A 23365-nucleotide genomic window follows, 5' to 3' on the forward strand; every position below is an offset into this window, starting at 1 on the left:
TCAACTCCTTACTCGGCCAGGGCGATGGGGCCGATTTCATCAAACACATCACCAGGGCCTGGGTTCTCTGGGTGAGTGCTGCCACCGAAGTGGGTCATGATGCCCCACACCGCATTCAACGAGGTCTGCACTGCGCCTTCTACCCATGCCGGGGTCCAGGAAACATCGTCACCGGCGATAAAAATCCCACGCTGTTCGGCGGGCATGTCTTTCTGCATGAAGTGCGCATACATACGCTGGTTGTAGCGATAGTGACCCGGCAGCGCGCCTTTGAACGCCCCGAGGAAGTGCGGGTCAGCTTCCCACGAAACAGTGATCGGGTCGCCGATGATACGCGCCTTGATGTCGACGTTCGGGTAGATCTTTTTCAGCGCATCCAGCGCCAGCTTGACGCGCTTGTCGATCGGCTGCGGGAGCATTTTCAGCGCATCGCTCATCCACGAATACGAGAGGCAGATCACGCCCGGCTTGTCGTCGCCGTTATCGAACAGGTACGTGCCACGGGTCAGGCGGTCGGTGAGGGTCATGCTCATCAGGTCGCGGCCGGTTTGCGGGTCTTTGTCCTTCCAGAACGGGCGGTCGACCATCACAAAAGTTTTCGACGATTGCATGTAGCGCGTGCGGTCCAGGGCCATCCACATCTTTTGCGAGAAGAGGGTTTCATCGCATTCGATCTGGGTGGTCAGCAGCCAGCTCTGGCAAGTGGTGAGCACGGCGGCGTATTCGCGGGTGTCGCCGTAGTTGTCGGTAACGGTAAAGCGTCCGTCGGCGGCGTGGGCGATGCGTTTCACCCCGGCCCGTGGCGCACCACGGTGCAACGAACTGAGACTGGTGCCTTCTGGCCAGTGGGCGCAGCGTTCTGGTACATGACGCCAGATGCCCATGGGCACCTGTGCTACGCCACCGACCACCAGGTGCTGGTGGTCGTCGCAGTTGGTCATCACCACGCGGAAGATTTCCAGCATGGAGTTAGGAAAGTCCGAGTCCCAGCCGCCGGTACCGAAACCGACCTGGCCGAACACTTCGCGGTGCAGGAACGATAATTTGGCGAACGCCTTGGAAGTGGCGACAAAGTCGTAGAAGGTGCGGTCGTCCCACAACGGTACGAGCTTATTCCACAGCTCCTTGAGGCGTGGCACGTCGCGGTCGCGGATGGCCTGCTGGATATCACCGAACTGCGAACCGGCTTCCAGGGCGTCGGCCCAGGCGTCAGCCACTTCCTGGAACAGTACCGGCAAGTCGGAGAGTTTTTGTGCGTAGTGGGTCTGGCCTTCGAGGTCGATCACCGTACTGCCGGAGGCCGGGGTGAGCGGGTTGGGGAACGGTTTGGTTTGCAGGCCGAGCTTGTCGACGTAGTGATAAAACGCTGTGGACGACACCGGAAAGCGCATGCCCCCCAGTTCGGCGATGATGCCTTCGGCGCCTTCAAATGCCTGGGAGCGCAGGCGGCCGCCCATCTTCGAGGCTTCGTATACCACCGGTTTCAGGCCTAGTTTCATCAACTCATAGGCGGCCACCAAACCGGCGATCCCGGCGCCGACAATCGCCACTTCGGCGCCATACTGGCCGGCAGGAATGCTGCCAAGGCCGGCCGGGTGCTCGATCCAGTCATCAAAGGCAAACGGGAAGTCCGGGCCAAAGACGGTGATGGGTTTTTTACCGTCTGCAGGGTGGCGATTGTTTTTCTTGGATGGGTTCATGGCTGACCTGGCTGGCAACTCGGCGGGGCACGACCCGCTGAGTATAGGAAAAGATGGCAGCCAGTTTAGGGAGCGTAGCGTTCGTTAATAAGACGCAAAGTGTCGTCGGATTGAATTGTTTTTGGTCAAAGTGACGAGGTCAGTGGTCAGACTGGCTGGCCGCGATCCAATTTGTTACTGAGGATGATCGAAGTGGTGGTTTTTTCCACCCCGTCGACGCTGCCGATCTGGTCCAGCAATTGGTCCAACTGTTCCGGCGAATCGGTGCGCAGCCAGGCCACGTAATCGAACTCGCCGCTGACCGCGCACAGTTGCTGGACCTGGGCCATCGCACTGAGCCTGCGCAGCACTTCCTTGCCCGAACGGGCTTGCACGGTGATCCCCACGTAGGCCTGCAAGCCGCCGTCAACGACACGTTGACCAAGGCGCACACCGTAACCGGTGATCACCTGGGTTTTCTCCAGGCGTGCCAGGCGCGACGTCACCGTGGTGCGCGCAATGCCCAACTGCCGGGCGAGCATGGCGATGCTTTCACGGGCGTTGAGCTGCAAGGCGGCGATCAGTTGGCGGTCGATTTCATCTAAGGCGGGCAAGGGAAGCTCCGGTACAGGCGACAATGGGCTGGCATGTTACAGGCTTGTATCGGCCAACAGGCAGCGGGCGAACAACTGCGGCACCGGCAACTGGCGCTGGCTGTAGCGACTGAGCAGGATGATCTCGCGGTAAAAAGTCAGCGTGCCAAGCGGGATAATTCGTACCTTGGCCGCGTGTTCAAGCCACAGGCCTGCCTGGGGGATCAGCGACACGCCCAGGCCACACTCGACCATCTTGACGATGGCTTCCAGTTCGTCCAACTCCAGCGCAACCTGCACATCAAGCTTGTGCTCGCGCAGGAACCGGCTCACCAAACGGCCGCCGAATGACGCACGGTCATAACGCACATGGGGTTGAGTACCGAGTAGCTGTAGCGGGTCATCCCCGGCCAGTGCGTGCGGCACGATCAGCACAAACGGCTCATTGCGCAGGACCTGCACGTGCAGCTCCTTGGGCAGGTCAAAGGGCGGGCGGATGATGATCGCCGAGTCCAGCTCCCCGGCGTCCACCTGGCTCAACAGCTCCAGCGACACCCCCGGCACCAGTTTGCACTCCACCGCCGGCGCTGCCTGGCGTAAGCGCAGCAAGGCTTGGGGCAACAGGCCGGTTTGTGCGGTGCCGATGGCGCCGACCTTTAGCTCGCCACGGTATTCATTGGCCTCCACCGGCACGGCCATGCAGTTGAAGGTCTCCAAAATCTCCTTGGCCAGCGGCAGCGCGCGTTGGCCAGCCGCATTCAGCGTGGCCTGGCGCCCGGTGCGGTCGAACAACGGCACGCCCAGCGCCTGTTCCAACTGGCGTATCTGCGCACTCACCGCCGACTGCGTCAGCCCGATATGCATCCCTGCCGCTGCAAAGGTGCCGTAGCGGGTTACCGCGATAAAGGTCTTCAATTCCCGCAGCATGGGCGTCTCGATTGATCGAAATAATTTGAGCTCGGCGCAAAAACTATCGTCTTTTCATCAAAGAGGGCAAGGCTAAACTCAACGCACTTAAATGCCCCTAGAGGTTTGACCTGATGACCCTTGCGCCTTTCCACCTGGCAATCCCGGTATACGACCTGGCCGCGGCGCGGCACTTCTACGGTGAAGTCTTCGGCCTGGAAGAGGGCCGCTCCAGCGACCATTGGGTCGACTTCAATTTTTTCGGCCACCAGTTAGTGATCCACGAACACCCGAAAACTGCGTCCCAGGACTCGGCCCACACCAATGCTGTTGACGGCCACGACGTGCCCGTGCCGCATTTTGGCGTAGTACTGAGCTGGGATGATTGGCACGCCCTGGCCGAACGCCTGCAAGCGCGGGATACGAAGTTTGTGCTGGAGCCGCATATACGGTTCCAGGGCCAGGTGGGGGAGCAGGCGACGTTGTTTCTGTTTGATCCGTGTGGGAATGCGCTGGAGTTCAAGGCATTCAGGGATATTGGGCAGTTGTTTGCGAAGTAACGTTTTAGGTCATGTGTGAGCAATTGGGCGATGTTAAGTCATCCCAAAATTGCGGGTGGGTCTACCTGGCTCAACCTGATTCGTTTTGAGAGCCCTATGGGGCCACCTTCCTCTTGAGCGGGCTGTCCTGGCCTGCCTTAGCGAGCACAAAGTGCGCAGTGATGGTCTTTGGTAGTCCATGTCTGCGTGCTAACGCCCGCGCCAGCCAAAGCTGTCGCTGAGTCGAATATTTGGATATGCTGGGCAATTAGTATTTTCTTGTTCTCTGTGGATCGGACAGGTAGAGGGTCTATGAAGATCGCTGTTGCGGGGTTGGGATATGTTGGTTTGTCCAATGCAATACTGTTGGCCCAGCACAATGAAGTAGTTGCGTTAGATATAAATGAAGAAAAGGTGGCGTTGGTTAATGCTGGAAAGTCGCCAATAGTAGATAAGGATGTCGAAGAATTTTTACGCAGCAAATACTTAAATCTAGTGGCGACCTTGGACAAGCAGCAGGCCTACAAGTATGCCGACTTTGTTGTCGTAGCGACCCCGACAGACTATAACCCTGATACAAACTGCTTTGATACGGCTTCGGTAGAGTCCGCTGTTGTTGATGTGCTGAAGATTAATCCGCAAGCGGTGATTATCATCAAATCAACCGTGCCCGTCGGCTACACGGAAAAACTCAAAAGTAGACTGGGCACTTCCCGCCTGATTTTTTCGCCAGAGTTTTTACGAGAAGGGAGTGCGCTGCATGACAACCTTCATCCATCGCGGATCATTATCGGCGAGCAGTCTACGCCAGCGAAAATATTCGCGGGGCTGTTGGTTCAGGGGGCACGCAAGGAAAACATTGATGTTCTGTTTACGGGAAGCGTAGAAGCCGAAGCGATCAAGTTGTTTTCCAATACCCATTTGGCGATGCGAGTGGCGTTCTTTAATGAGCTAGACACGTATTGCGAGATTCATGGCTTGACGGCGCGGCAAGTGATTGAAGGTGTTTGTCTGGACCCTCGTATTGGCGGTCATTACAACAATCCCTCGTTTGGCTACGGAGGGTACTGCCTGCCCAAAGATACACGCCAATTATTGGCGAATTTTGGCGATGATCACCAGCAGCTAATCACTGCCACAGTAGCCTCAAACACCACTCGGATGGAGTTTGTTGTCGCGGCGGTCATGAAGCGTCGTCCCAAGGTGGTCGGCGTGTATCGCCTGACAATGAAGACGGGTTCGGATAATTTCAGAGCCTCCGCTATCCAAGGTGTGATGTCGATGCTCGCGGCGCAAGGCGTTGACATTATCATCTATGAGCCGGAGTGGGCAGGCGGTACCTATGATGGGTTTGCAACCACTATAAATATTTCCGAATTCAAAGAGCGAGCAGATATCATTATTGCAAATCGCATGGCTGACGAATTGAATGACGTGCTTGAGAAAGTTTACACTCGAGATGTATTTCATAATAATTAATGGTGGAAACCATGAGTAAAATACTGGTTACTGGTGGTGCGGGTTTTATCGGAAGTACGCTGTGCGAAAAGCTGGCGCAGAATCCGAATAATGAAGTTTGGTCATTGGATGATTACTCAACCGGATCAGAAGATAATCATGTGTCGGGTGTGTTTTATATCAAAGGCAATACACGCGATGTCGCTCAGCTTATTAATTTTTCCCCGGATTTTATTTACCACTTGGGTGAATATTCTCGTGTTGAACAAAGCTTTGATGATATTGAGAAAGTGTGGGCGTCTAATAAAGATGGTACCTTCGCGGTTCTGCAGTTTTGTCGGGCGACTGGCGCCAAGCTGATTTACGCGGGGAGCAGCACAAAATTTGGTGATGGTGGGCTTGGGAGAAGCCAAAGCCCTTATGGCTGGACCAAGGCCAGCAATACTGAGTTGGTTGAAAACTACGGGGCCTGGTTCAACATTCCCTACGCGATTGTTTATTTTTATAACGCTTACGGGCCACGTGAGATTTCAACAGGCAAGTATGCGACCCTGATTGCCTTATTTAAAGAAAAACTCAAAAACGGTGAGGCGCTGACGGTGGTAAGCCCCGGCGCGCAAAAACGAAACTTTACGCATGTCGACGATATCGTGAGCGGGCTTGTGCTCGTGGGTGAGAACGGCTACGGCGATGAATATGGAATCGGCAACCCGGAGACCTTCAGCATTTTGGAGGTGGCTCAATTGTTTGGCGATAATATTGTCATGCTGCCGGAGCGCAAAGGTAATCGAATGGTTGCCGACGTAATGACGGCCAAGACCCACGCACTGGGTTGGCGTCCGAGTATCTCACTGGCTGAGCACATCAAAGCCTTTAAAGAGAGCCTGCTTAAATGATGGACGCTACCGATCTTCCTGCGGCTACCGTTTTGGATACAGCGGTATTATTTTTGGTTTTCAACCGAATCGACTCTAGCAAAGAAGTATTTGCAGCGATCCGTCAAGCCAAACCTGCGAGGCTTTATATCGCAGCTGATGGCGCAAGGGCGGGACGTGACGCTGAAGCTGAGACAGTAAAGGAGCTACGCGAATACCTCGTGGGTGCTGTTGATTGGCCCTGTGAAGTTAAAACACTTTTTCGTGAGAAAAACTTGGGCTGTAAATACGCAGTCAGCGGTGCGATTACTTGGTTTTTTGATCAAGAAGAGCAAGGGATCATTCTTGAGGATGATTGCTTGCCCAGCCAAAGTTTTTTTGGCTATTGTGAAACATTGCTAGAAAAATATAAGGAAGATGAGACTGTTTTTCTGATTAGCGGTGACGGACGAGCGACGCAGAATGTAAAGATAGATAACGACTATTCCTTTGTGAAATATCCATTTATTTGGGGGTGGGCGAGTTGGGCGCGTGTCTGGAAACAGTATGATCCTGAGTTGTCCGACTGGCCGCTGGTGAAGGAACGAGTCATCTCTGGCGTCAGTTCGCGTAATGCGACAAGAAAATTCTGGTCGCTCGCCTTTGACAAGATGTATAAAAAAGAGATTGATACTTGGGATTTTCAGTTTGTATTCCTGCTGCTGAAAAATTCCGCCAAGTGCATTGTGCCGCGAGTCAATCTGATCACGAATATTGGTTTCGGTGAAGGTGCCACTCATACTCATGATGGGAACTCGAATGATGCTAACTTGCCTCGATTTGAAATACCTTTGCCCTTGAGTCACGACGATCATGACAAAGAGACCGTACGGCTTAATGAGTATTACGATCGTGTAGAGTTCTCTCAGCGGAGCCTTCTGGAGCGAGTGCTTAACAAGGTAAAGCGCTATTTCAGGTTTAAATCATGAGCGAAATAGTGACATGAGCGTGTTGCCAGGCCCGGAAGGCCCTCTGTGGCTTAAAGCGCTTCCTCGATTTGTTGGACGCCATTTTGAAGGGCGTGCGCACGTTATATCAATTATCAATAACAGCGGTTGGTTGTTGTTGGATAAGTTGATTCGGTTGTTGCTCGGCCTGTTGGTGGGGGCCTGGGTGGCCCGGTACCTAGGTCCGAGTCAGTATGGTGAGTTAGCCTATGCACTAGCTTATATCGCCTTTTTTCAAGTGGTCGCGACGTTAGGACTGGATGGTGTTGTCGTTCGTGATATAAGCAATATGCCTAACAGTGCCAACACGTTACTGGGAAGTACCCTCTTTCTAAGGTTGGCCTCGGGCATCATCTGTTGGTTATCAGCTATCGCAGGTATGGCGCTGATCAATGGCGTCGACAGTCGAAGCGTTGTGCTAACGGCGTTGGCGGGTGGTGCACTGGTTTTTCAGGCTGCCGATACAGTTGACCTCTGGTTTCAAAGTCAGAGCCAGGTCAAGCGGACGGTACTGGCCAAATTGACTGCCTACGTTATTTCGAATGGCATCAAAATAGTGCTGATTTTTAGCGATGCGCCGCTTGCGTACTTTGCAGCAGTGATGGCGTTTGATGCTTTGGCGGCGGCCACCGGTTTGATTCTTTCTTATAAGTTATACCCTTGCAAGGAACGGTGGGTAGCCGCAAGCGCCACATGCAGAGCGTTGCTAAAAGAAGGCTGGCCGTTCATGTTGAGCGGGATTTCTGTAATCGCTTACATGCGTATAGATCAAATAATGATTAAGGAGATGATCGGTGAGAGCGCGTTGGGTATCTATGCAGCCGTGTTGCCCTTGGCAGTGCTTGGGCAAATTATACCGGTGACGCTGGCAACCAGTTTGGCGCCCTTTGTCGCGCGAAAAAAAGCGGAGGGGGAAGAGGCTTATTGGGCAGCACTGGATTATATTTTTCAGGGGTTTGCTTTAATAGGCTGGTTGTCGTCGTTAGTGACTATTTTGCTAGCTGATTATGTCGTTGGTTTGTTATTTGGTGATAAATACCAAGCTGGGGCGGCAGTGCTCGCGGTTTACTCTCTTACAAGTATATTTATAAGCTTGGGCGTTGCTCAATGGCTTTGGTCGCTAAATGAGCGAAAAGCTAAGTTTTTTTTATATAAAACATTGGCGGGCGGGGCAGTCTGTGTGCTCGGTAACTTTCTAGTCATACCTCGATTTGGTTTGGTTGGAGTGGCTTGGGTAGCCGTTCTTTCCCAGTTTGTTGCTGTGATGTTAGCAAACTTATTTATTGCGCCTCGTGTTTTAAAGTTACAGATATCATCTGTTTTTTTCGCTGGTTGGATAAGTGCTTTGGTTCAGAGGCTCGCAAGATGATGGTTTTGGGGGCGGGAGGATGCTGGGAGTCTATTGGAGCGGTTTGCAACAATGGAGTTGCTTTTATTAGCATCAATTGTTGTGCGATAGTCCTGAAGGTTGTTGCTTGGTGTGCGCTCGAGGTAAATGAATAAATGTCTGATCATATAGCTCCTATTGTCTTCGATGATGCAGAGGGTAAATGCCGGTTGTGTTTTGGGCCGTTAGAAAAAAAATTCAGTCAAGTTATTCTGCAGAAGTATGATGTAAAATATTATCAGTGTGATAGGTGTGGTTCGCTGCAGACCGAAAGACCTTATTGGCTGGATGAGGCATATAGCAACAAAAATTTATCGAGTCTTGATACCGGCGCCGCGCAGCGCAATATGCATAATATGGCGGCTGTATATGCTATTGCCAAATTGTTTGGCGCAAAAAATGCGATGGATGTCGGCGGGGGGGATGGATTGCTCTGTCGGCTGCTGCGCGATTATGAAATAAATTGCTACGTCAACGATAAGTACGCTTCACCTGCTTATGCACAAGGTTTTACGGTGCCGGACTACACTACGCCGGACATAGTCTTGGGGTTTGAGGTGATGGAGCATTTCGCATCGCCAGCGAGTGATATGGAAATGCTTTTTAAATATCAATCGAACATCATTTTGTTGAGTACCGAACTTTATACGAATCAGTTAGAAGATTGGTGGTATTTGGTGCCTGATTCGGGGCAGCATGTTTTTTTCTACAGCAAGCAATCGTTGCAAGTTTTAGCTGAGAAGTACAATTACGTAGTGCTCAACAGTGGTGGCTTCATTTTGTTTATCAGGAATGACGCTAGCGTCTTTAAAAAGACATTGGCCAAGTGTCTTTTGAAAACACGTATTTGTCGGATATTAAAAGTATTGATGGGGTTGCTGCCTGCACATGGAGTGGCGAAAGATCATGCGCTTCAAATTGAACGATTGAAGAACAACCCGCGCTAGGCGTGTCTCTGGCGATTTCGAGTTGAAGTCAAAACTCAGGGTAGATGATGTCTTCCAAAAGCCCTGCACGCGCAGGGCTTGGTTTTTAATTTTTAGTTGCTATAAGAGCTTTTAAGGCTTATCTGAAGAATTAACTGCATTGATAGATGACTCTTCATGGTTGGATCGAGGCACTCTCACAGGACGGCCGTAACCCATTTATTTATTCATCGAGTAATGCAACAATATTTTGATAGGCAAAAATTTCCGAATGAAGAGCAGAGCACCCCATTAACGACAACATTCCACCGGGTAGTAGTCGATACAATTTATAATTCGGCAGGGCGTTGATAAAGTCACGAAGATACGTACGACTGATAACATTCATCTCGTTAAATTCAAAGTGAATTGCCTGAATTCGTCGCTCATTAATAATTTCGGCCGCTCCCAAAATGACGGCGAGCTCGTGGCCCTCTGTATCTATCTTGAGTAAATCAATGCGATCAATGGCAGCTAAATTACAGTATTCCGAAACTGTAACTACTGGCACGCGGTGTTCGATAGCATCAGATTTGTGAATTGACTCAATAACTTCCTTGTACAGGGAAGCGTGCTCAGAACCATCATTCGCACTGTAATCATAAAGTGTCAGCACGCCTGGCTCGTGACCAACCGCTGAATTATTCAAATAAATACCTTCTGTGTCACCAAACTCCTTAAGCAAAACAGAAAACGTTTTTGGATGAGGTTCAAAAGCATGAATGATTGCAGATGAGTTTAGAGAGCGTAGAAGTTTTGCGTACCCTCCGGTATTAGCGCCAACATCAATAACTACCGGACTAGTTTTAGGTGATATGTATTTTCTTAAAAACGAGTATTCACCGCTGATCTTAGGGTTTTTATAATTCAAAATCCCTAGCCCTGCCAAGCTACACCGATGCAGAAGGTTATTAAGTCTTCTAAAAAACAGCCTGCCGAATGCCCATCGATAAATTGCGACCAATACATCCGTCATTACTTAAGACTCCTAACGAATAATTTAAACGTTCTATAAAAAATACAGAGGAAATCTACAATTTAAAAACCCTTTGAGCAAAGAAAATATTTGTTTTCACAGCGGCGACGAACTCAGAAGAGACCGCCACGAATGCGACACCAAACAAACCACGGGCTCTATAACTACAAGATTACCAAGCACGCAGACTACTCCACCCGCAAAGGTTTTTGTATAAGAAAAACTTGGATTTCCGTTCGTCCAGCGACCACGGCCACTAAGCAACACCTAGGGCTGCGATGCTATCGAAAACCTCCTTGCGAAAGTCGCCTTGAACCGCTGCCCCCGGCCGTCAGGCCTATCGAAAATCGCCGACTTCTTGCACTGGGGGCAATGATCTTTATGGGAAAACACAAAAGCCGCGCAATGCGCGGCTTTTTTGTTTGGTGGGCCCACACGGACTTGAACCGTGGACCAAAGGATTATGAGTCCTCTGCTCTGACCAACTGAGCTATAGGCCCTTAACTGGTCGCGGATTATAGCGATGGTTTCTCCGCTGTGCTATCCGAAAAATCCTCAGCATGCATACGAAGGAAGGTAGCAGCAAAAAGCTCCGGCGGCAGGGGGAGGCTGACGATGTAGCCCTGCATCTGTTCGCAGCCCTCTGCGGCAAGGAAGGTTTGTTGGGCCGGGTTCTCCACGCCTTCGGCGATGATGGTGAATTGCATGCTGTGGCCCAGGGCGATGATGGCGCGCACGATGGCGGCGTCGTGGGGGTCGTCGGGCAGGCCGCGCACGAAGGATTGGTCGATCTTGAGGAAGTCCAATGGCAGGCGCTTGAGGTAGCTGAGGGAGGAGTAACCGGTGCCGAAGTCGTCAATCGCCAGTTGCACGCCCAGGCGCTTGAGTTGGTGCAGCACCTCCAGCGCTTCTTCGGCCTGGCTCATGATGAAGTTTTCAGTGATCTCCAATTGCAGACGGTCGGGTTCCAGGTGGTAGTCACGCAGTAGTTGTTCGATGCGTGCCAGTAGGTTCGGGTGGCGTAGTTGCGCGCCGGCGAGGTTGACTGAGAGTGTGCCGAAGTCATCGAAGGTGCTTTGCCAGGCGTGCATTTGTCGGCAGGCCTGTTCCAGCACCCAGTCGCCGATCTGCAGGATCATGCCGTTCTCTTCGGCCAGAGCGATGAAATGCTCGGGCGGAACGTCGCCGAAGGTCGGGTGACGCCAGCGGATCAGCGCTTCTGCACCGATCAGTTCGTGGGTGATCAGGCTCAATTTTGGCTGGTAGCACAGGCTCAGTTCATCGCGCTCTATCGCGCGGCGCAGTTCGTGTTCCAACGCCACGCGCTCGTTGGCCTGGGCGGTAAGGTCGCGGGTATAGCTTTCGACCCGGTTGCGGCCCTTGGCTTTGGATCGGTACATCGCGGCGTCGGCGTTCTTGACCAGTGTGGCGACGTCGGTGCCGTCTTGGGGATACAGGCTGGTACCGATGCTGGCGCTGATAAAGAACTCGTGTTCACCGGCCTGGAACGGCGGGGTGAAGCAGGCCAGCAGTTTGTTCGCCAGGTTTTCGGCGTCGCTGGCGTGTTGCAGGCCGGGCAGCAGGATGATGAATTCGTCGCCGCCCAGGCGGGCTACGGTGTCGATGTCGCGCAGTTGGTCCTTGAGGCGCACGGCGATGTCTTTGAGCAGCAGGTCGCCAATCGGATGGCCGAGGCTGTCGTTGATGTGCTTGAAGCGGTCGAGGTCGAGAAACAGCACGGCGCCCTGTTTGCCGGTTTCCTGATGTCCATTGAGGGCTGCCTGCAGCCGGCTTTCGAACAGGGTGCGGTTGGGCAGGCCGGTCAACGGGTCGTGGTGTGCTTGGTAGTCGAGGCGGGCCTGGGCCAGCTTGAGGCTGGAGATGTCGGCAAACACGGCGACGAAGTGGGTGATCAGTTGCTCACGGTTGCGCACGGCGCTGATGGTCAGCCAACTGGGGTAAAGCTCGCCGTTCTTGCGGCGGTTGGAGATCTCGCCCTGCCAGTGCCCTTGGGCCGTCAACTGATGCCACATGGCCGCGTAGAAGGCGCTGTCGTGCAAGCCGGAGGCCAGCAGGCGCGGTGTATGGCCCAGGGCTTCAGCTTCGCTGTAGCCGGTGATTTCGCTGAACGCGCGATTCACGGCGCTGATGTTCTGCCGGGTGTCGGTGATCAGCACGCCTTCGGCGGTGCTCTCGAACACGGTGGCGGCCTGTTGCAGTTTTTCCTGCATCAACTGGCGCTCGGTGATGTCTCGGGCGATGGTGAGCATGCAGTCTTCATCGCCAATGGGCAGTGGGCGGCTGGACAGCTCGCACAGGCGAATTTGCCCATCGCTGCGCCGGATATGGCAGATAAAGTCGCGAACAAAACCGTCGCGCTGCATCAGCTCCAGCATGTGCTTGCGTTCGTTGAGGTCGACCCAAATACCCAGGTCCAGGGCCGATTGATCGATAGATGTGGCACTGGTGAAGCCGGTAATGCGGCTGAAGCCATCATTCACTTCTATCAACAAGCCATCACGCTGGCGGCTCAGCAGCAAACCGTCCGGGGAGGCATGGAAGGCCTTGGCGAACTTCTCTTCGGAGGTTTGCAGTTGTTGCTGGGTTTCCTTGAGTTGGGAGATATCACGTACCACCACCACGATGGCTTCAATCGTGTCGAGCTGGAACGGTTCTGCGGAGATCAGCCCGGTAAAGGCTTGGCCATTGCTGCGTAGAAAGGGCATCTCCAGGTTGCGGATACTGGACGTCTGTACGCGCTGAAGCAGGTCCGGGCCGATCCCCTCCACGCCCCAGATATTCAACTCAGTGCCCGTTTTGCCGACCACCTCTTCGGCACGCAGGCCAACCTGGTCCTCAAACGCCTTGTTGACCTCCAACAGGCAGCCATCGGACAACCGGGCAATCACCAAGATGTCCGGACACTGCTGGAACACCGAGGCGAACTTTTGCTCGGACAGTTGCAGGGCTTCCTCAGTGCGCTTGGCTTCGCTGATGTCGATCATCAGGCCGCGCAGTACTGGCTCATGACCGTGTTCGATCAGGCTGACGATATCGCGCACCCACAAGCAGCGGCCGTCGGCGGTGATTACCCGGTAGTCGACACTGTGGTCGCGATTGGCGCGGGTTTCGCGGTAGCAGTAGGCTTCGGTACGCGTGAGGTCAGCGGGGTGGATGATGTTGCGCCAGAACCCGGGGATCAGCCAATGGGCGCGGGGATAACCCAGCAACTCCTCGGCGTGGGGTGAGACGTAGCTATAGGTGAAGTCGGTGATGCTGGATTCCCAGGCGATGGCGGACAAGCTCTCCACCAAACCGCGATAGTGGTATTCGCTGCTGCGCAGTTCCTGCTCCAGGGCAACCCTGCGGGAAATTTCCGAGCTGAGACGACGATTGATCCGAATAACGATCGCCAATACGGTGCTCAACAACAATACCGCTGGCAGGCCGTAGGTCAGCAGGTCGGTCCAAAAGGCGCGGTGGTCGGTGATGCTGCCCACCCAATGTTGTTGAATGGCGTCGGTTTCGTCCGGGCTGAGGTCGGCAAGGACTTTATCCAGGATGCCCACCAGCATTTTGTTGTCGCGAGGGACGCCCATCGCCAATTGGTAGCGGTAGGGTGTTTCGCCACTCACGTACAGCCCGTCCAGCTTGAGCTGGCGCAGGCTCCAGACGCTAGACGCCAGGTCGCCCACCACGGCGTCTACTTCGTCGGTGGCCAGCGCTTGCAACGTCGAGCTGACATTGGGCATGGCCACCAGGTTGAGGTCGGGATGGTGGGTGCGTAGCAGTTCATGGGGGGCGTAATTCTCCACCACGGCGATTTTTAGCCCGTAGAGGTCCTTGAGGTCATGGGGTTGCGCGCCGCCCTCGTGGGCAAGGATCACGATGGGGAAGTCCAGGTAAGGGCGCGTAAATGCCATGTACCCTTGGCGTTCGGGGGTGGACATGACGCCAGGCAGCAGGTCGAGCTGGTTGTTTTTGGCCTGTTCGAGCACAGCGCTCCAGCTCACCGGTTCGATCAGTTTGATCCGCACACCCAGGCGATCTTGGATCAGGCGCACGTAGTCTGCGGCCAGGCCTTGATAGCGGCCATTTTCATCGCGGTATTCGAAAGGTGGCCATGAGGCGTCCACCCCCAGCCGCAGCTCCTGATGGTCCGCCAGCCAGCCACGCTCATCATCGCTAAGAGTCAACGCGCCAGCCGTTGCGGTCCAGGTCAGCAGCGACAGCAGCAACACAGTCGGCAATCTGGGCATAACGGTCTCGTTATGGCACGGGGAATGGTTCGAGTGTAGACGGGCATTGCGGGGGGAGGAGGGGATGCGCAGGCTTTTATCGATAGAAAACAAAACCCCCGGCCTAGGCCGGGGGTTCTGGTATCACTCGTCGAGGAAGGAGCGTAGATGCTCGCTTCGCGTCGGGTGGCGCAACTTGCGCAATGCCTTGGCTTCGATCTGACGGATCCGCTCGCGGGTCACGTCAAACTGCTTACCGACTTCCTCAAGGGTGTGGTCGGTATTCATGTCGATGCCGAAACGCATGCGCAGTACCTTGGCTTCACGGGCAGTGAGGCCGGACAGTACGTCGCGAGTCGCTTCTTTGAGGCTCTCAACGGTGGCGACATCGATTGGCGACTGCATGGTCGAGTCTTCGATGAAGTCACCCAGATGGGAGTCTTCGTCATCACCGATCGGGGTTTCCATGGAGATCGGCTCTTTAGCGATCTTCAATACCTTACGGATTTTATCCTCAGGCATTTCCATGCGTTCGCCCAGCTCTTCCGGGGTCGGTTCACGACCCATTTCCTGCAACATCTGCCGGGAAATACGGTTGAGCTTGTTGATGGTCTCGATCATGTGCACCGGGATACGGATGGTGCGGGCCTGGTCGGCGATCGAGCGAGTGATCGCCTGACGGATCCACCAGGTGGCATAAGTCGAGAACTTGTAGCCGCGACGGTATTCGAACTTGTCCACAGCCTTCATCAAACCGATGTTGCCTTCCTGGATAAGGTCGAGGAATTGCAGGCCACGGTTGGTGTACTTTTTGGCGATGGAGATCACCAGACGCAAGTTCGCTTCAACCATCTCTTTCTTCGCGCGGCGGGCCTTGGCCTCACCGATCGACATGCGACGGTTGATGTCCTTGATCTCAGCAATCGTCAGACCGGTTTCGGTCTCCAATGCTTGCAACTTCTGCTGGCAACGGATGATATCCGGCTGCAAGCGGCCAATGGCTTCGGCGTACTTCGCCTTGCCTTTAGCCAGCGCGTCAGTCCAGCTTTCGTCAACTTCGTTGCCCGGGAATTGGCGCAGGAAGTCGGTACGCGGCATGCGCGCATCACGGACACAGAGCTGCATGATGGCACGCTCTTGTGCACGCAGACGCTCAAGGGCGCTACGAACGCGTTCAACCAGGCCTTCGAATTGCTTCGGTACCAGCTTGATCGGCATGAACAGCTCAGCCAGGGCCAGCAGCTCGGCGATTGCCTGCTTGTTGGCGCGACCGTGCTTCTTCAAGGCCTTGCGGGTGATTTCCATTTGGTCGGAAACCGCACCGAAACGCTGGGCAGCGATGATCGGGTCTGGACCGCTTTCGACTTCTTCTTCGTCGTCGCTGCTGGCTTCAGCATCGTCGTCATCGGAATCGTCATCGGCTTTCGCAGCCTTGGCATCGACAGGCGGCGGCACTTCGGCAGCAGGCGGCGCAATGCCGTCGTCCGGGTCGATATAACCGCTCAGGACGTCGGACAGGCGGCCACCTTCGGTGGTGACGCGAGTGTACTCGGAGAGAATGTGGTCAACCGTGCCAGGGAAGTGCGCGATTGCGCCCATCACTTCACGGATGCCCTCTTCGATACGCTTGGCGATTTCGATTTCGCCTTCGCGTGTCAGCAACTCGACGGTACCCATTTCACGCATATACATGCGCACAGGGTCAGTCGTGCGACCGATGTCGGTCTCCACCGCGGCCAACGCAGCAGCGGCTTCTTCAGCGGCTGCCTCGTCGGTATCGGCGTCGGCCAACATAAGGGCGTCCGCATCCGGAGCACTCTCGTGTACGGGGATCCCCATGTCATTAATCATGCGGATGATGTCTTCCACCTGCTCTGGATCTGAAATATCCTCAGGCAGGTGGTCGTTGACCTCTGCGTAAGTCAGATACTTCTGCTCACGACCAAGGGTGATCAACTCTTTGATACGAGACTGCTGTTGCGCTTTTCCGGACATAACACCCTATCCACTGAAGGTCTTGGCGGGCAAAAAACAAGCCGAGGATTATACCCGAGCTATGACCTCACACGCCAGCTGAGGTCGGGTTTGATGCGGAAACATTCTGTTTTAAGAGGTCGCGCATCTGTTTTGCTATCTGAATTTGCTCTTCAGCCGATAATCCCGGCTGTCTTGCTCTCTTGATAAGTTCATCGAGGGTCTGCGTGTGCTGGCCCGCGGATAACCTATTAATGGTGTCTAAAAACTGTTGTTCAAGGTTGTCGCCGTCAATTAGCCACTCCTTTTCTGCGAGCGCTTTCAATAGGCGGCCTTGTTCAGTGCCGTGCCAACGAGCCATCAGCTGAATAGAGTTTAGCTTAGGATTTTTCTGCACGGCTTCGATCAAGGCGATCAGTACCTGTGCATAGGTATTGCTCTCGTTGGCAAAATGGTCGGCACTTTCAACCTTGCCAGCCAATTGCGGGTGGTGGATCAGCGTACGCAGCGCAATCAGCGTCGGCGCTTCCACCGCTACCGGTGTGCGTGGGGCGTAGGCCTCATCGCGATCGCCGCGCTTGCCGTTCTTGCTCCAGGGTTTCTTGTCCCATTTCTTGCCGCCGGCGCCGGGCTTTTTCGGTGTCCACTCCTGCTGGGGCGTATAGGCCTCCTGCGGTTGATGGAAGTCGGAATAGTCCGGCATGGCGTCGTAATCCATGCCTGGGTCGTAGGCCGGTGGCGGCGCATCTTGTGGTGCGCTGTGCGCCAGCTGGCTGACTGCTTCGCCGCTCAAGCCGGTGATTTCCAGCAAGCGCTGGCGCATGAGTGTGCGCAAGTTGGCGCCTGGCACCTTGTCGATCAACGGCGCTGCGAGGGTGGCCATGTGGGCCTTGCCTTCGAGGGAGCGCGGGTCGGCCTCTTCGGTCAGTTGCTGGAAGAAATAGTCTGCCAGCGGCTGCGCATGTTGATTGATGCGCGCGCGGAAGGCATCGGTGCCTTCGGAGCGCACCAGGGTGTCCGGGTCTTCGCCTTCGGGCAGGAACAGGAAGCGTGCACGGCGCCCGTCTTGCAGGCTCGACAACGTGGCTTCAAGTGCGCGCCAGGCGGCGTTGCGACCGGCCTGGTCGCCGTCAAAGCAGAACAATACGCTGGGTACCACACGAAACAAACGCTTCAAGTGTTCTTCGCTGGTGGCCGTGCCGAGGGTGGCCACGGCGTTGCGCAAACCTTGCTGGGCCAGGGCGATCACGTCCATATAGCCTTCAACCACGATGATTTCATCGAGGTTGCGATTGTTCTTGCGTGCTTCAAACAGGCCGTAGAGTTCCTGGCCTTTATGGAACACCGGGGTTTCCGGGGAGTTCAGGTACTTGGGCTTATCGTCCCCCAGTACGCGACCACCAAAGGCGATGATACGGCCACGGCTGTCGCGGATCGGGAACATCACGCGGTCGCGGAAGCGGTCGTAGCGCTTGCCGGTTTCGGCGTTTTCAACCAGCAGGCCGGCGTCGATCATGGCTTTTTGCTGCAGGGTGTCGCTGCTCAGGTGCTTATAGAGATTGTCCCAGCCGGGCGGCGCGAAGCCGAGGCCGAAGTCGCGGGCGATTTCCCCGGTAAGGCCTCGGCCTTTGAGGTAGTCGACGGCGGCTTTGCGCTGCGGATGGCTTTTAAGCGCCTGACGATAAAAGTCGGCAGCGGCCGTCAGCAGTGGGTACAGCGGCGAATCAGTGGGCTGGCGCGGTTTGTGCGGGCGGCCACTTTCTTCACGGGGGATCTCCATGCCGGCGGCTTTTGCCAGATCCTCGACGGCCTGGGGGAAGTCCAGGTTGTCGTGGTCCATCAGGAAGCCGAGGGCGTTGCCACCTGCGCCGCAGCCGAAGCAGTAATAGAACTGCTTATCGGGGCTGACGCTGAACGACGGGGTTTTTTCTTTGTGGAACGGGCAGCAGGCGGTGTAGTTCTTGCCGGCTTTCTTCAATTGCACGCGTGAGCTGACAACATCGACGATGTCGGTGCGGTTCAGAAGGTCGTCAATAAAGCTCTGGGGAATAAGCCCGGCCATGGCGTTCTCGTCATCACTGCGTGTAAATGAGGGCCCGTGAAGTGTTCAAGCCAACGTGTCGTAGGGCTCGATCATCAATCGTCTGCATGGGTTGCATTGAAGTGTATCTGCCGAACATTCACTGACGTTAGTTTCTGGTCAGTCTTTGGCATAGAAGAAAAGGGGGTGTGCTCGTCAGTAGCCTTGGTAGGCTCGTCAGAAGAGACGCGCACGCTGGCAAAAGAGCCAGTCCTGACGTGTGAAGCAGTTGTCTCGGTCGCGTGTGCGGCGTCGACAGTGAAGCATCAAGCGATATCCGCAAATGCCAACAGCCCGGCTGAGGGCCGGGCTTGGCAGAAGCTTGCTACGAACGTCTGTGTATTAGTACAGACGAACGGCGCGGCGCTGTTCGCGCTGAACTTTCTTAGCGTGACGCTTAACAGCGGCTGCTGCTTTGCGCTTACGCTCAGAAGTTGGCTTCTCGTAAAATTCGCGGCTACGAACTTCAGCCAGTACACCGGCTTTTTCGCAGGAGCGCTTGAAACGACGCAGAGCTACGTCGAAGGGTTCGTTCTCTTTAACTTTGACGGCTGGCATCCAGAGCTACCTTCTTTCATTACCGGGATCAACGTTCTCGTCGCAAGAAATTCGCGGCTGAGGTCGTCGGTTTTTAAGGGTTGCGGATGTTAACCCCTCATTGCCCGGAATGCAAAGCCTCTGATCGAAAACCGCTAGTCGGGAGGGGGAGCGGCGACTATTATGCGCGCCTTCGAATTTAGCCTCTAAAGGCGCAAACCCATGCTAGTACTGGGACTTGAAACCTCCTGCGACGAAACCGGTGTCGCACTCTACGACAGTGAACGCGGGCTTTTGGCCGATGCACTGTTCAGTCAGATCGACCTGCACCGTGCCTATGGCGGCGTGGTGCCAGAGTTGGCCAGCCGTGATCACGTCAAGCGCATGCTGCCCCTGATTCGTCAGGTGTTGGATGAGGCCGGCTGCGTGCCGACCGAGATCGACGCCATTGCCTACACCGCGGGCCCCGGATTGGTCGGAGCCCTGCTGGTTGGGGCCTCTTGCGCCCAGGCGATGGCTTTTGCCTGGGGTATTCCGGCCCTCGGTGTGCACCATATGGAAGGCCATTTATTGGCCCCCATGCTGGAAAAAACACCACCCCAGTTCCCGTTCGTCGCTTTGTTGGTTTCCGGCGGCCATACGCAGTTGGTTCAGGTGGATGGCATCGGCCAATACACCTTGTTGGGTGAGTCCCTGGACGACGCGGCCGGCGAAGCCTTCGACAAGACCGCGAAGATGATGGGCCTCAACTATCCGGGCGGCCCGGAAATCGCCCGCCTCGCCGAACAGGGTGTGGTCGGCCGCTACACCTTCCCGCGCCCGATGTGCGATCGCCCTGGTTTGATGTTCAGCTTCAGCGGCTTGAAAACCTCTGCGTTGAACACCTGGCAGCAAAGCGTCAGCGCCGGGGACGACAGCCAGCAAGCCCGTTGCGACATCGCGCTGGCGTTCCAGCAGGCCGTGGTGGAGACTTTGACCATCAAGTGCAAGCGCGCCCTGAAACAGGCAGGCATGAAGCGCCTGGTGATCGCAGGCGGCGTCAGTGCCAACAAGGCGTTGCGTGTTTCGCTGGAAAAAATGCTCGGCGACATGAAAGGCGATGTGTTCTACGCACGCCCCGAGTTCTGCACCGACAATGGCGCGATGATCGCCTACGCCGGTTGCCAGCGCCTGCAGGCCGGGCAGCATGAAAGCCTGGCGATCAGCGTGCAGGCGCGCTGGCCGATGGAGCAGTTGTCGCCGTTGTGAGCCCTTGTATGGCCGTAACGTGAGCCGGGCTCATCGCAGGTATTTAAAAATGCCGTTCGCGCCCGGCAAACAGGTCGCGTAAATTGCCGCGGTGGCGCCAGACGATCAGCAGCGTCAACACGCTCATCGGTAACAGCGCTGCCGGTTCCTGCCAGGCCAGCAATGGCAGGGTGAGTGGAGTCGCAATCAAGGCGGCGAGCGAGCTGGTACGGGTCAGGTAGAACGTCAGCAGCCAGGCGAGCACAGCCAGCAACGCTGCCGGTGGGTAGATCCCCAGCAGCATGCCAGCCGCCGTGGCGACACCCTTGCCGCCGCGAAAACGGAAGTACAGTGGAAACAGATGGCCGAGGACGGCACATACGCCCACCCAGGCCTGCTGTTGCAGGGTAAGGCCGGCGAGGCTGGCGATCAGCACGGGCAGCAGGCCCTTGCACAGGTCGCCCAGCAACGTCAGCACGGCGAGCTTCTTGCCGGCCAGGCGCAACATATTGGTGGCGCCGGCATTGCCTGAGCCACTCATTCGCGGGTCGGGATTTCCCGTCAGGCGGCTGAGCAAAATGGCGAAGGACAGCGAGCCGAGCAGGTAGGCGAGAATCGCCAGTGACCAAAACATGCTAACTATTCCGGGCGAGGACGCCCTGATTCTAACGGGGCATCGCGCCCTTGTCGTGCTGCGGAGAAGAGTGCTTGGACAGAGTGTTTATCGAAGGCCTGGAAGTCGACACCGTGATCGGGGCCTACGACTGGGAGCGCGGAATCCGCCAATGCCTGCGCCTGGACCTGAGCTTCGCCTGGGATAACCGCCCGGCTGCGGCCGGCGATGACCTGACCCTGGCGTTGGATTACGCCAGTGTGTCCACGCGTATCCAGGCGTTTGCCGAGCAATCCCAGTATCAGTTGGTGGAAACCTTCGCCGAGCGCCTGGCCGAAGTGTTGATGAGTGAATTCCAGATCCCCTGGCTACACCTCAAATTGACCAAGCCAGGCGCCGTCCCGGCCGCCAAGGGCGTGGGCGTGGAGATCGAGCGCGGATGCCGCTAACTCAGGTTTACCTTGGCCTTGGCAGTAATATCGAGCGCGAGTCCCACCTGTGCGCCGGCCTTGATGCGTTGGCGGGTTTCTTGACCGATGTTCGTTGCTCGGCGGTTTTTGAAAGCCAGCCGGTGGGGATCAAGAGCGGCCCGTTCTTCAATTTGGTGGTGTCAGCTTATACCGATCTGCCGTTGATGGAGCTGGACCGCCGATTGAAGTTTATCGAGGCCGACAACGGTCGTTACGCGCCGGATCGCAAGGGCTTGCCGCTGGATATCGACGTGTTGCTATACGGCGACCTGGTGGGCAATTTCGATGGCTTGATCTTGCCGCGTGCAGAAATCCTCAAGAACGCCTTTGTGCTGTGGCCGCTGTCGTTGATGGCGCCGCAACGTGTGCACCCTGAGGTGGGCAAGACGCTGGCCGAGCTGTGGCGCGATGCGCAGATCGACCAGGTGCTGGCGCCCGTCGCGTTTGAATGGCGGGGCCAGCAACTGACGCCGAATACACCCCTGTAGGAGCGAGCTTGCTCGCGAAAAACCTGAGGGCGCCGCGTTTCGTCAGGCTGCCCGCGTTATCGTTGACGATTTTCGCGGGCCAGCCCGCTCCTACAAGGGGTTGTGTTCCTTGTAGGCCTTCAGCGCTTTAAGCCGTTCGCGCTTGAGCGCTTCCCCCAGTTCCGGGCCTTTGAAACCTTGCTCCAGTAGCGGCGCCACCGCTACTTCGCGCGCGATACGTGCTGCGCCGCGTAAATAATCGGCCTGTGGATAACTACGCTGCTCAAAACCCTTGCGGCCCCGGGCGTCCATTTCGCAGGCAACCACAAACTCTTCAAAGCGTTGTGGCCTGCGATAAACATCAAAACTCTGCAGCAACTCCAGCAGCGTCGAGGCTTTCAGCTCTAGGGCGCGATGGCCATGAGTGTGATATTGGCCCACCAGCAATGCCAATTCCTGACAATCCCTTGGCACCTTGAAACGTTCGTTGACTGCCTTGATCAGCTTCAAGCCCGTGTGTTCGTGGGCAATGTGCTGCGGTAACTTATCCACAGGCGTCAGGCCTTTGCCCACGTCGTGCAGCAAGCAGGCCCAGCGTACGGTCAGCGGTTGCTGATGCAGGGCGGCCTGTTCCAGCACGCTCAGGGTGTGGACGCCGGTGTCGATTTCCGGGTGATGAGCGGCGGGTTGGGGGACGCCAAACAGCGCATCGACTTCAGGCATCAAGGTTTTCAGGGCGCCACAATCGCGCAATACCTGGATAAACACCTGTGGCTGATCTTCCATCAGGGCGCGGGAGATCTCTTTCCAACTGCGCTCGGGGGTCAACGCTTCCAGCTCGCCGGATTCGCTGAGTTGGCGCATCAGTTCCAGGGTGGGTGCGGCAACCGTAAAGCCGAGGGGGGCATAGCGCGCAGCAAAGCGCGCAACACGCAGTACTCGCAGCGGATCTTCGGCGAACGCGGGTGAAACGTGGCGCAGAATGCGTGCATCCAGATCCCGCTGGCCGTGGTAAGGGTCGGTCAGGTTGCCGTGATCATCTTCGGCCATGGCGTTGATGGTCAGGTCGCGACGGATCAGGTCTTCTTCCAGCGTCACCTCAGGACTTGCATGGAACACAAAGCCACCGTAACCCCGGCCGCTCTTGCGCTCAGTGCGGGCAAGGGCGTACTCGTCGCCATTGTTGGGGTCCAGGAACACAGGGAAGTCAGCGCCCACCGGCTTATAGCCCTTGGCTAGCATCTCTTCGGCAGTTGCGCCAACCACAACGCGGTCGATATCGGTGACCGGGATACCCAAAAGGCGATCACGCACGGCACCGCCGACTTTGTAGATTTTCATGAAAAAGCCTCCATTAGCGGCACAGGATAACGCCTGTGCCGGGCCAATGGAGGC

Annotated in this window: 19 protein-coding genes and 1 tRNA gene; 9 read left to right on the plus strand and 11 right to left on the minus strand. The window is 55.8% G+C overall.

The window, feature by feature from the left end; genetic code table 11:
- Positions 1–8 precede the first annotated feature (8 nt).
- From ACLD1Y_RS02805 to ACLD1Y_RS02815, 3 genes are all read right to left on the minus strand, one after another.
- The gene (locus ACLD1Y_RS02805; RefSeq protein ID WP_429475234.1) at positions 9–1700 is read right to left on the minus strand and encodes a flavin monoamine oxidase family protein; all 1692 of its coding nucleotides are present in this window, start codon (positions 1698–1700) and stop codon (positions 9–11) included.
- A gap of 146 nt (positions 1701–1846) precedes the next feature.
- Positions 1847–2293 carry an Lrp/AsnC family transcriptional regulator gene (locus ACLD1Y_RS02810; protein ID WP_429475236.1) on the minus strand — a complete coding sequence of 149 codons (447 nt, stop codon included), beginning with the start codon at positions 2291–2293 and terminating at the stop codon, positions 1847–1849.
- Between the two features lie 36 nt (positions 2294–2329).
- Positions 2330–3199 (minus strand): LysR family transcriptional regulator, encoded by an 870-nt coding sequence (locus tag ACLD1Y_RS02815; protein ID WP_429475238.1) that lies wholly within the window; start codon positions 3197–3199, stop codon positions 2330–2332.
- A gap of 113 nt (positions 3200–3312) precedes the next feature.
- On the opposite strand from ACLD1Y_RS02815, the gene ACLD1Y_RS02820 reads away from it, so the two are divergent.
- The 6 genes from ACLD1Y_RS02820 (at position 3313) to ACLD1Y_RS02845 (ending at position 9370) form a co-directional block, all read left to right on the plus strand.
- On the plus strand, positions 3313–3738 hold the full coding sequence (locus tag ACLD1Y_RS02820; protein WP_429475240.1) for a VOC family protein: 426 nt from the start codon (positions 3313–3315) through the stop codon (positions 3736–3738).
- A 291-nt stretch (positions 3739–4029) separates the two neighbouring features.
- Positions 4030–5196 carry a nucleotide sugar dehydrogenase gene (locus ACLD1Y_RS02825; protein ID WP_429475242.1) on the plus strand — a complete coding sequence of 389 codons (1167 nt, stop codon included), beginning with the start codon at positions 4030–4032 and terminating at the stop codon, positions 5194–5196.
- Positions 5197–5207: 11 nt separating this feature from the next.
- Positions 5208–6071: an NAD-dependent epimerase/dehydratase family protein gene (locus ACLD1Y_RS02830; protein ID WP_429475244.1), complete on the plus strand. Its 864-nt coding sequence runs from the start codon at positions 5208–5210 to the stop codon at positions 6069–6071.
- On the plus strand, positions 6068–7018 hold the full coding sequence (locus ACLD1Y_RS02835) for a hypothetical protein (protein ID WP_429475246.1): 951 nt from the start codon (positions 6068–6070) through the stop codon (positions 7016–7018). The genes ACLD1Y_RS02830 and ACLD1Y_RS02835 overlap by 4 nt, the downstream gene beginning before the upstream one ends.
- 13 nt (positions 7019–7031) lie before the next feature.
- On the plus strand, positions 7032–8405 hold the full coding sequence (locus ACLD1Y_RS02840; RefSeq protein ID WP_429475248.1) for a flippase: 1374 nt from the start codon (positions 7032–7034) through the stop codon (positions 8403–8405).
- Between the two features lie 134 nt (positions 8406–8539).
- Positions 8540–9370, plus strand: a complete 831-nt coding sequence (locus tag ACLD1Y_RS02845) for a class I SAM-dependent methyltransferase (RefSeq protein WP_429475250.1) — start codon at positions 8540–8542, stop codon at positions 9368–9370.
- Positions 9371–9572: 202 nt separating this feature from the next.
- Here ACLD1Y_RS02845 and ACLD1Y_RS02850 read toward each other — a convergent pair whose 3' ends face one another.
- The 6 genes from ACLD1Y_RS02850 to rpsU form a co-directional block, all read right to left on the minus strand.
- A complete protein-coding gene (locus tag ACLD1Y_RS02850; RefSeq protein ID WP_429475252.1) occupies positions 9573–10364 on the minus strand; it encodes an FkbM family methyltransferase in 792 nt (263 codons plus the stop codon).
- Positions 10365–10787: 423 nt separating this feature from the next.
- Positions 10788–10864: transfer RNA gene (locus tag ACLD1Y_RS02855), tRNA-Ile, on the minus strand.
- A 15-nt stretch (positions 10865–10879) separates the two neighbouring features.
- Positions 10880–14623 (minus strand): EAL domain-containing protein, encoded by a 3744-nt coding sequence (locus ACLD1Y_RS02860; protein ID WP_429475254.1) that lies wholly within the window; start codon positions 14621–14623, stop codon positions 10880–10882.
- A gap of 123 nt (positions 14624–14746) precedes the next feature.
- Entirely contained in the window at positions 14747–16597 is a 1851-nt protein-coding gene (rpoD, locus tag ACLD1Y_RS02865; RefSeq protein ID WP_429475256.1) for an RNA polymerase sigma factor RpoD, read from the minus strand.
- Positions 16598–16664: 67 nt separating this feature from the next.
- Positions 16665–18638, minus strand: coding sequence for a DNA primase (gene dnaG, locus ACLD1Y_RS02870; RefSeq protein WP_429475258.1), 1974 nt, complete (start codon positions 18636–18638; stop codon positions 16665–16667).
- 360 nt (positions 18639–18998) lie between these two features.
- Positions 18999–19214, minus strand: coding sequence for a 30S ribosomal protein S21 (gene rpsU / locus ACLD1Y_RS02875; RefSeq protein WP_002551877.1), 216 nt, complete (start codon positions 19212–19214; stop codon positions 18999–19001).
- 201 nt (positions 19215–19415) lie between these two features.
- Here rpsU and tsaD point away from each other — a divergent pair, with 201 nt between their 5' ends.
- Positions 19416–20441, plus strand: a complete 1026-nt coding sequence (tsaD, locus tag ACLD1Y_RS02880; RefSeq protein ID WP_429475260.1) for a tRNA (adenosine(37)-N6)-threonylcarbamoyltransferase complex transferase subunit TsaD — start codon at positions 19416–19418, stop codon at positions 20439–20441.
- 43 nt (positions 20442–20484) lie between these two features.
- On the opposite strand, the gene plsY is transcribed toward tsaD, so the two are convergent.
- Complete coding sequence (plsY, locus tag ACLD1Y_RS02885) at positions 20485–21054, minus strand: glycerol-3-phosphate 1-O-acyltransferase PlsY (RefSeq protein WP_429475262.1); 570 nt, start codon at positions 21052–21054, stop codon at positions 20485–20487.
- Between the two features lie 74 nt (positions 21055–21128).
- Between plsY and folB the strand changes: the two genes are divergently transcribed.
- A complete protein-coding gene (gene folB, locus ACLD1Y_RS02890) occupies positions 21129–21482 on the plus strand; it encodes a dihydroneopterin aldolase (protein WP_053131128.1) in 354 nt (117 codons plus the stop codon).
- Positions 21473–21991, plus strand: coding sequence for a 2-amino-4-hydroxy-6-hydroxymethyldihydropteridine diphosphokinase (gene folK, locus ACLD1Y_RS02895; RefSeq protein ID WP_429475264.1), 519 nt, complete (start codon positions 21473–21475; stop codon positions 21989–21991). The genes folB and folK overlap by 10 nt, the downstream gene beginning before the upstream one ends.
- A 90-nt stretch (positions 21992–22081) precedes the next feature.
- Here folK and ACLD1Y_RS02900 read toward each other — a convergent pair whose 3' ends face one another.
- The gene (locus tag ACLD1Y_RS02900) at positions 22082–23311 is read right to left on the minus strand and encodes a multifunctional CCA addition/repair protein (RefSeq protein WP_429475266.1); all 1230 of its coding nucleotides are present in this window, start codon (positions 23309–23311) and stop codon (positions 22082–22084) included.
- Positions 23312–23365: the final 54 nt, after the last annotated feature.

This window comes from Pseudomonas sp. 18175 (assembly GCF_050432925.1).
GTDB lineage: Bacteria > Pseudomonadota > Gammaproteobacteria > Pseudomonadales > Pseudomonadaceae > Aquipseudomonas.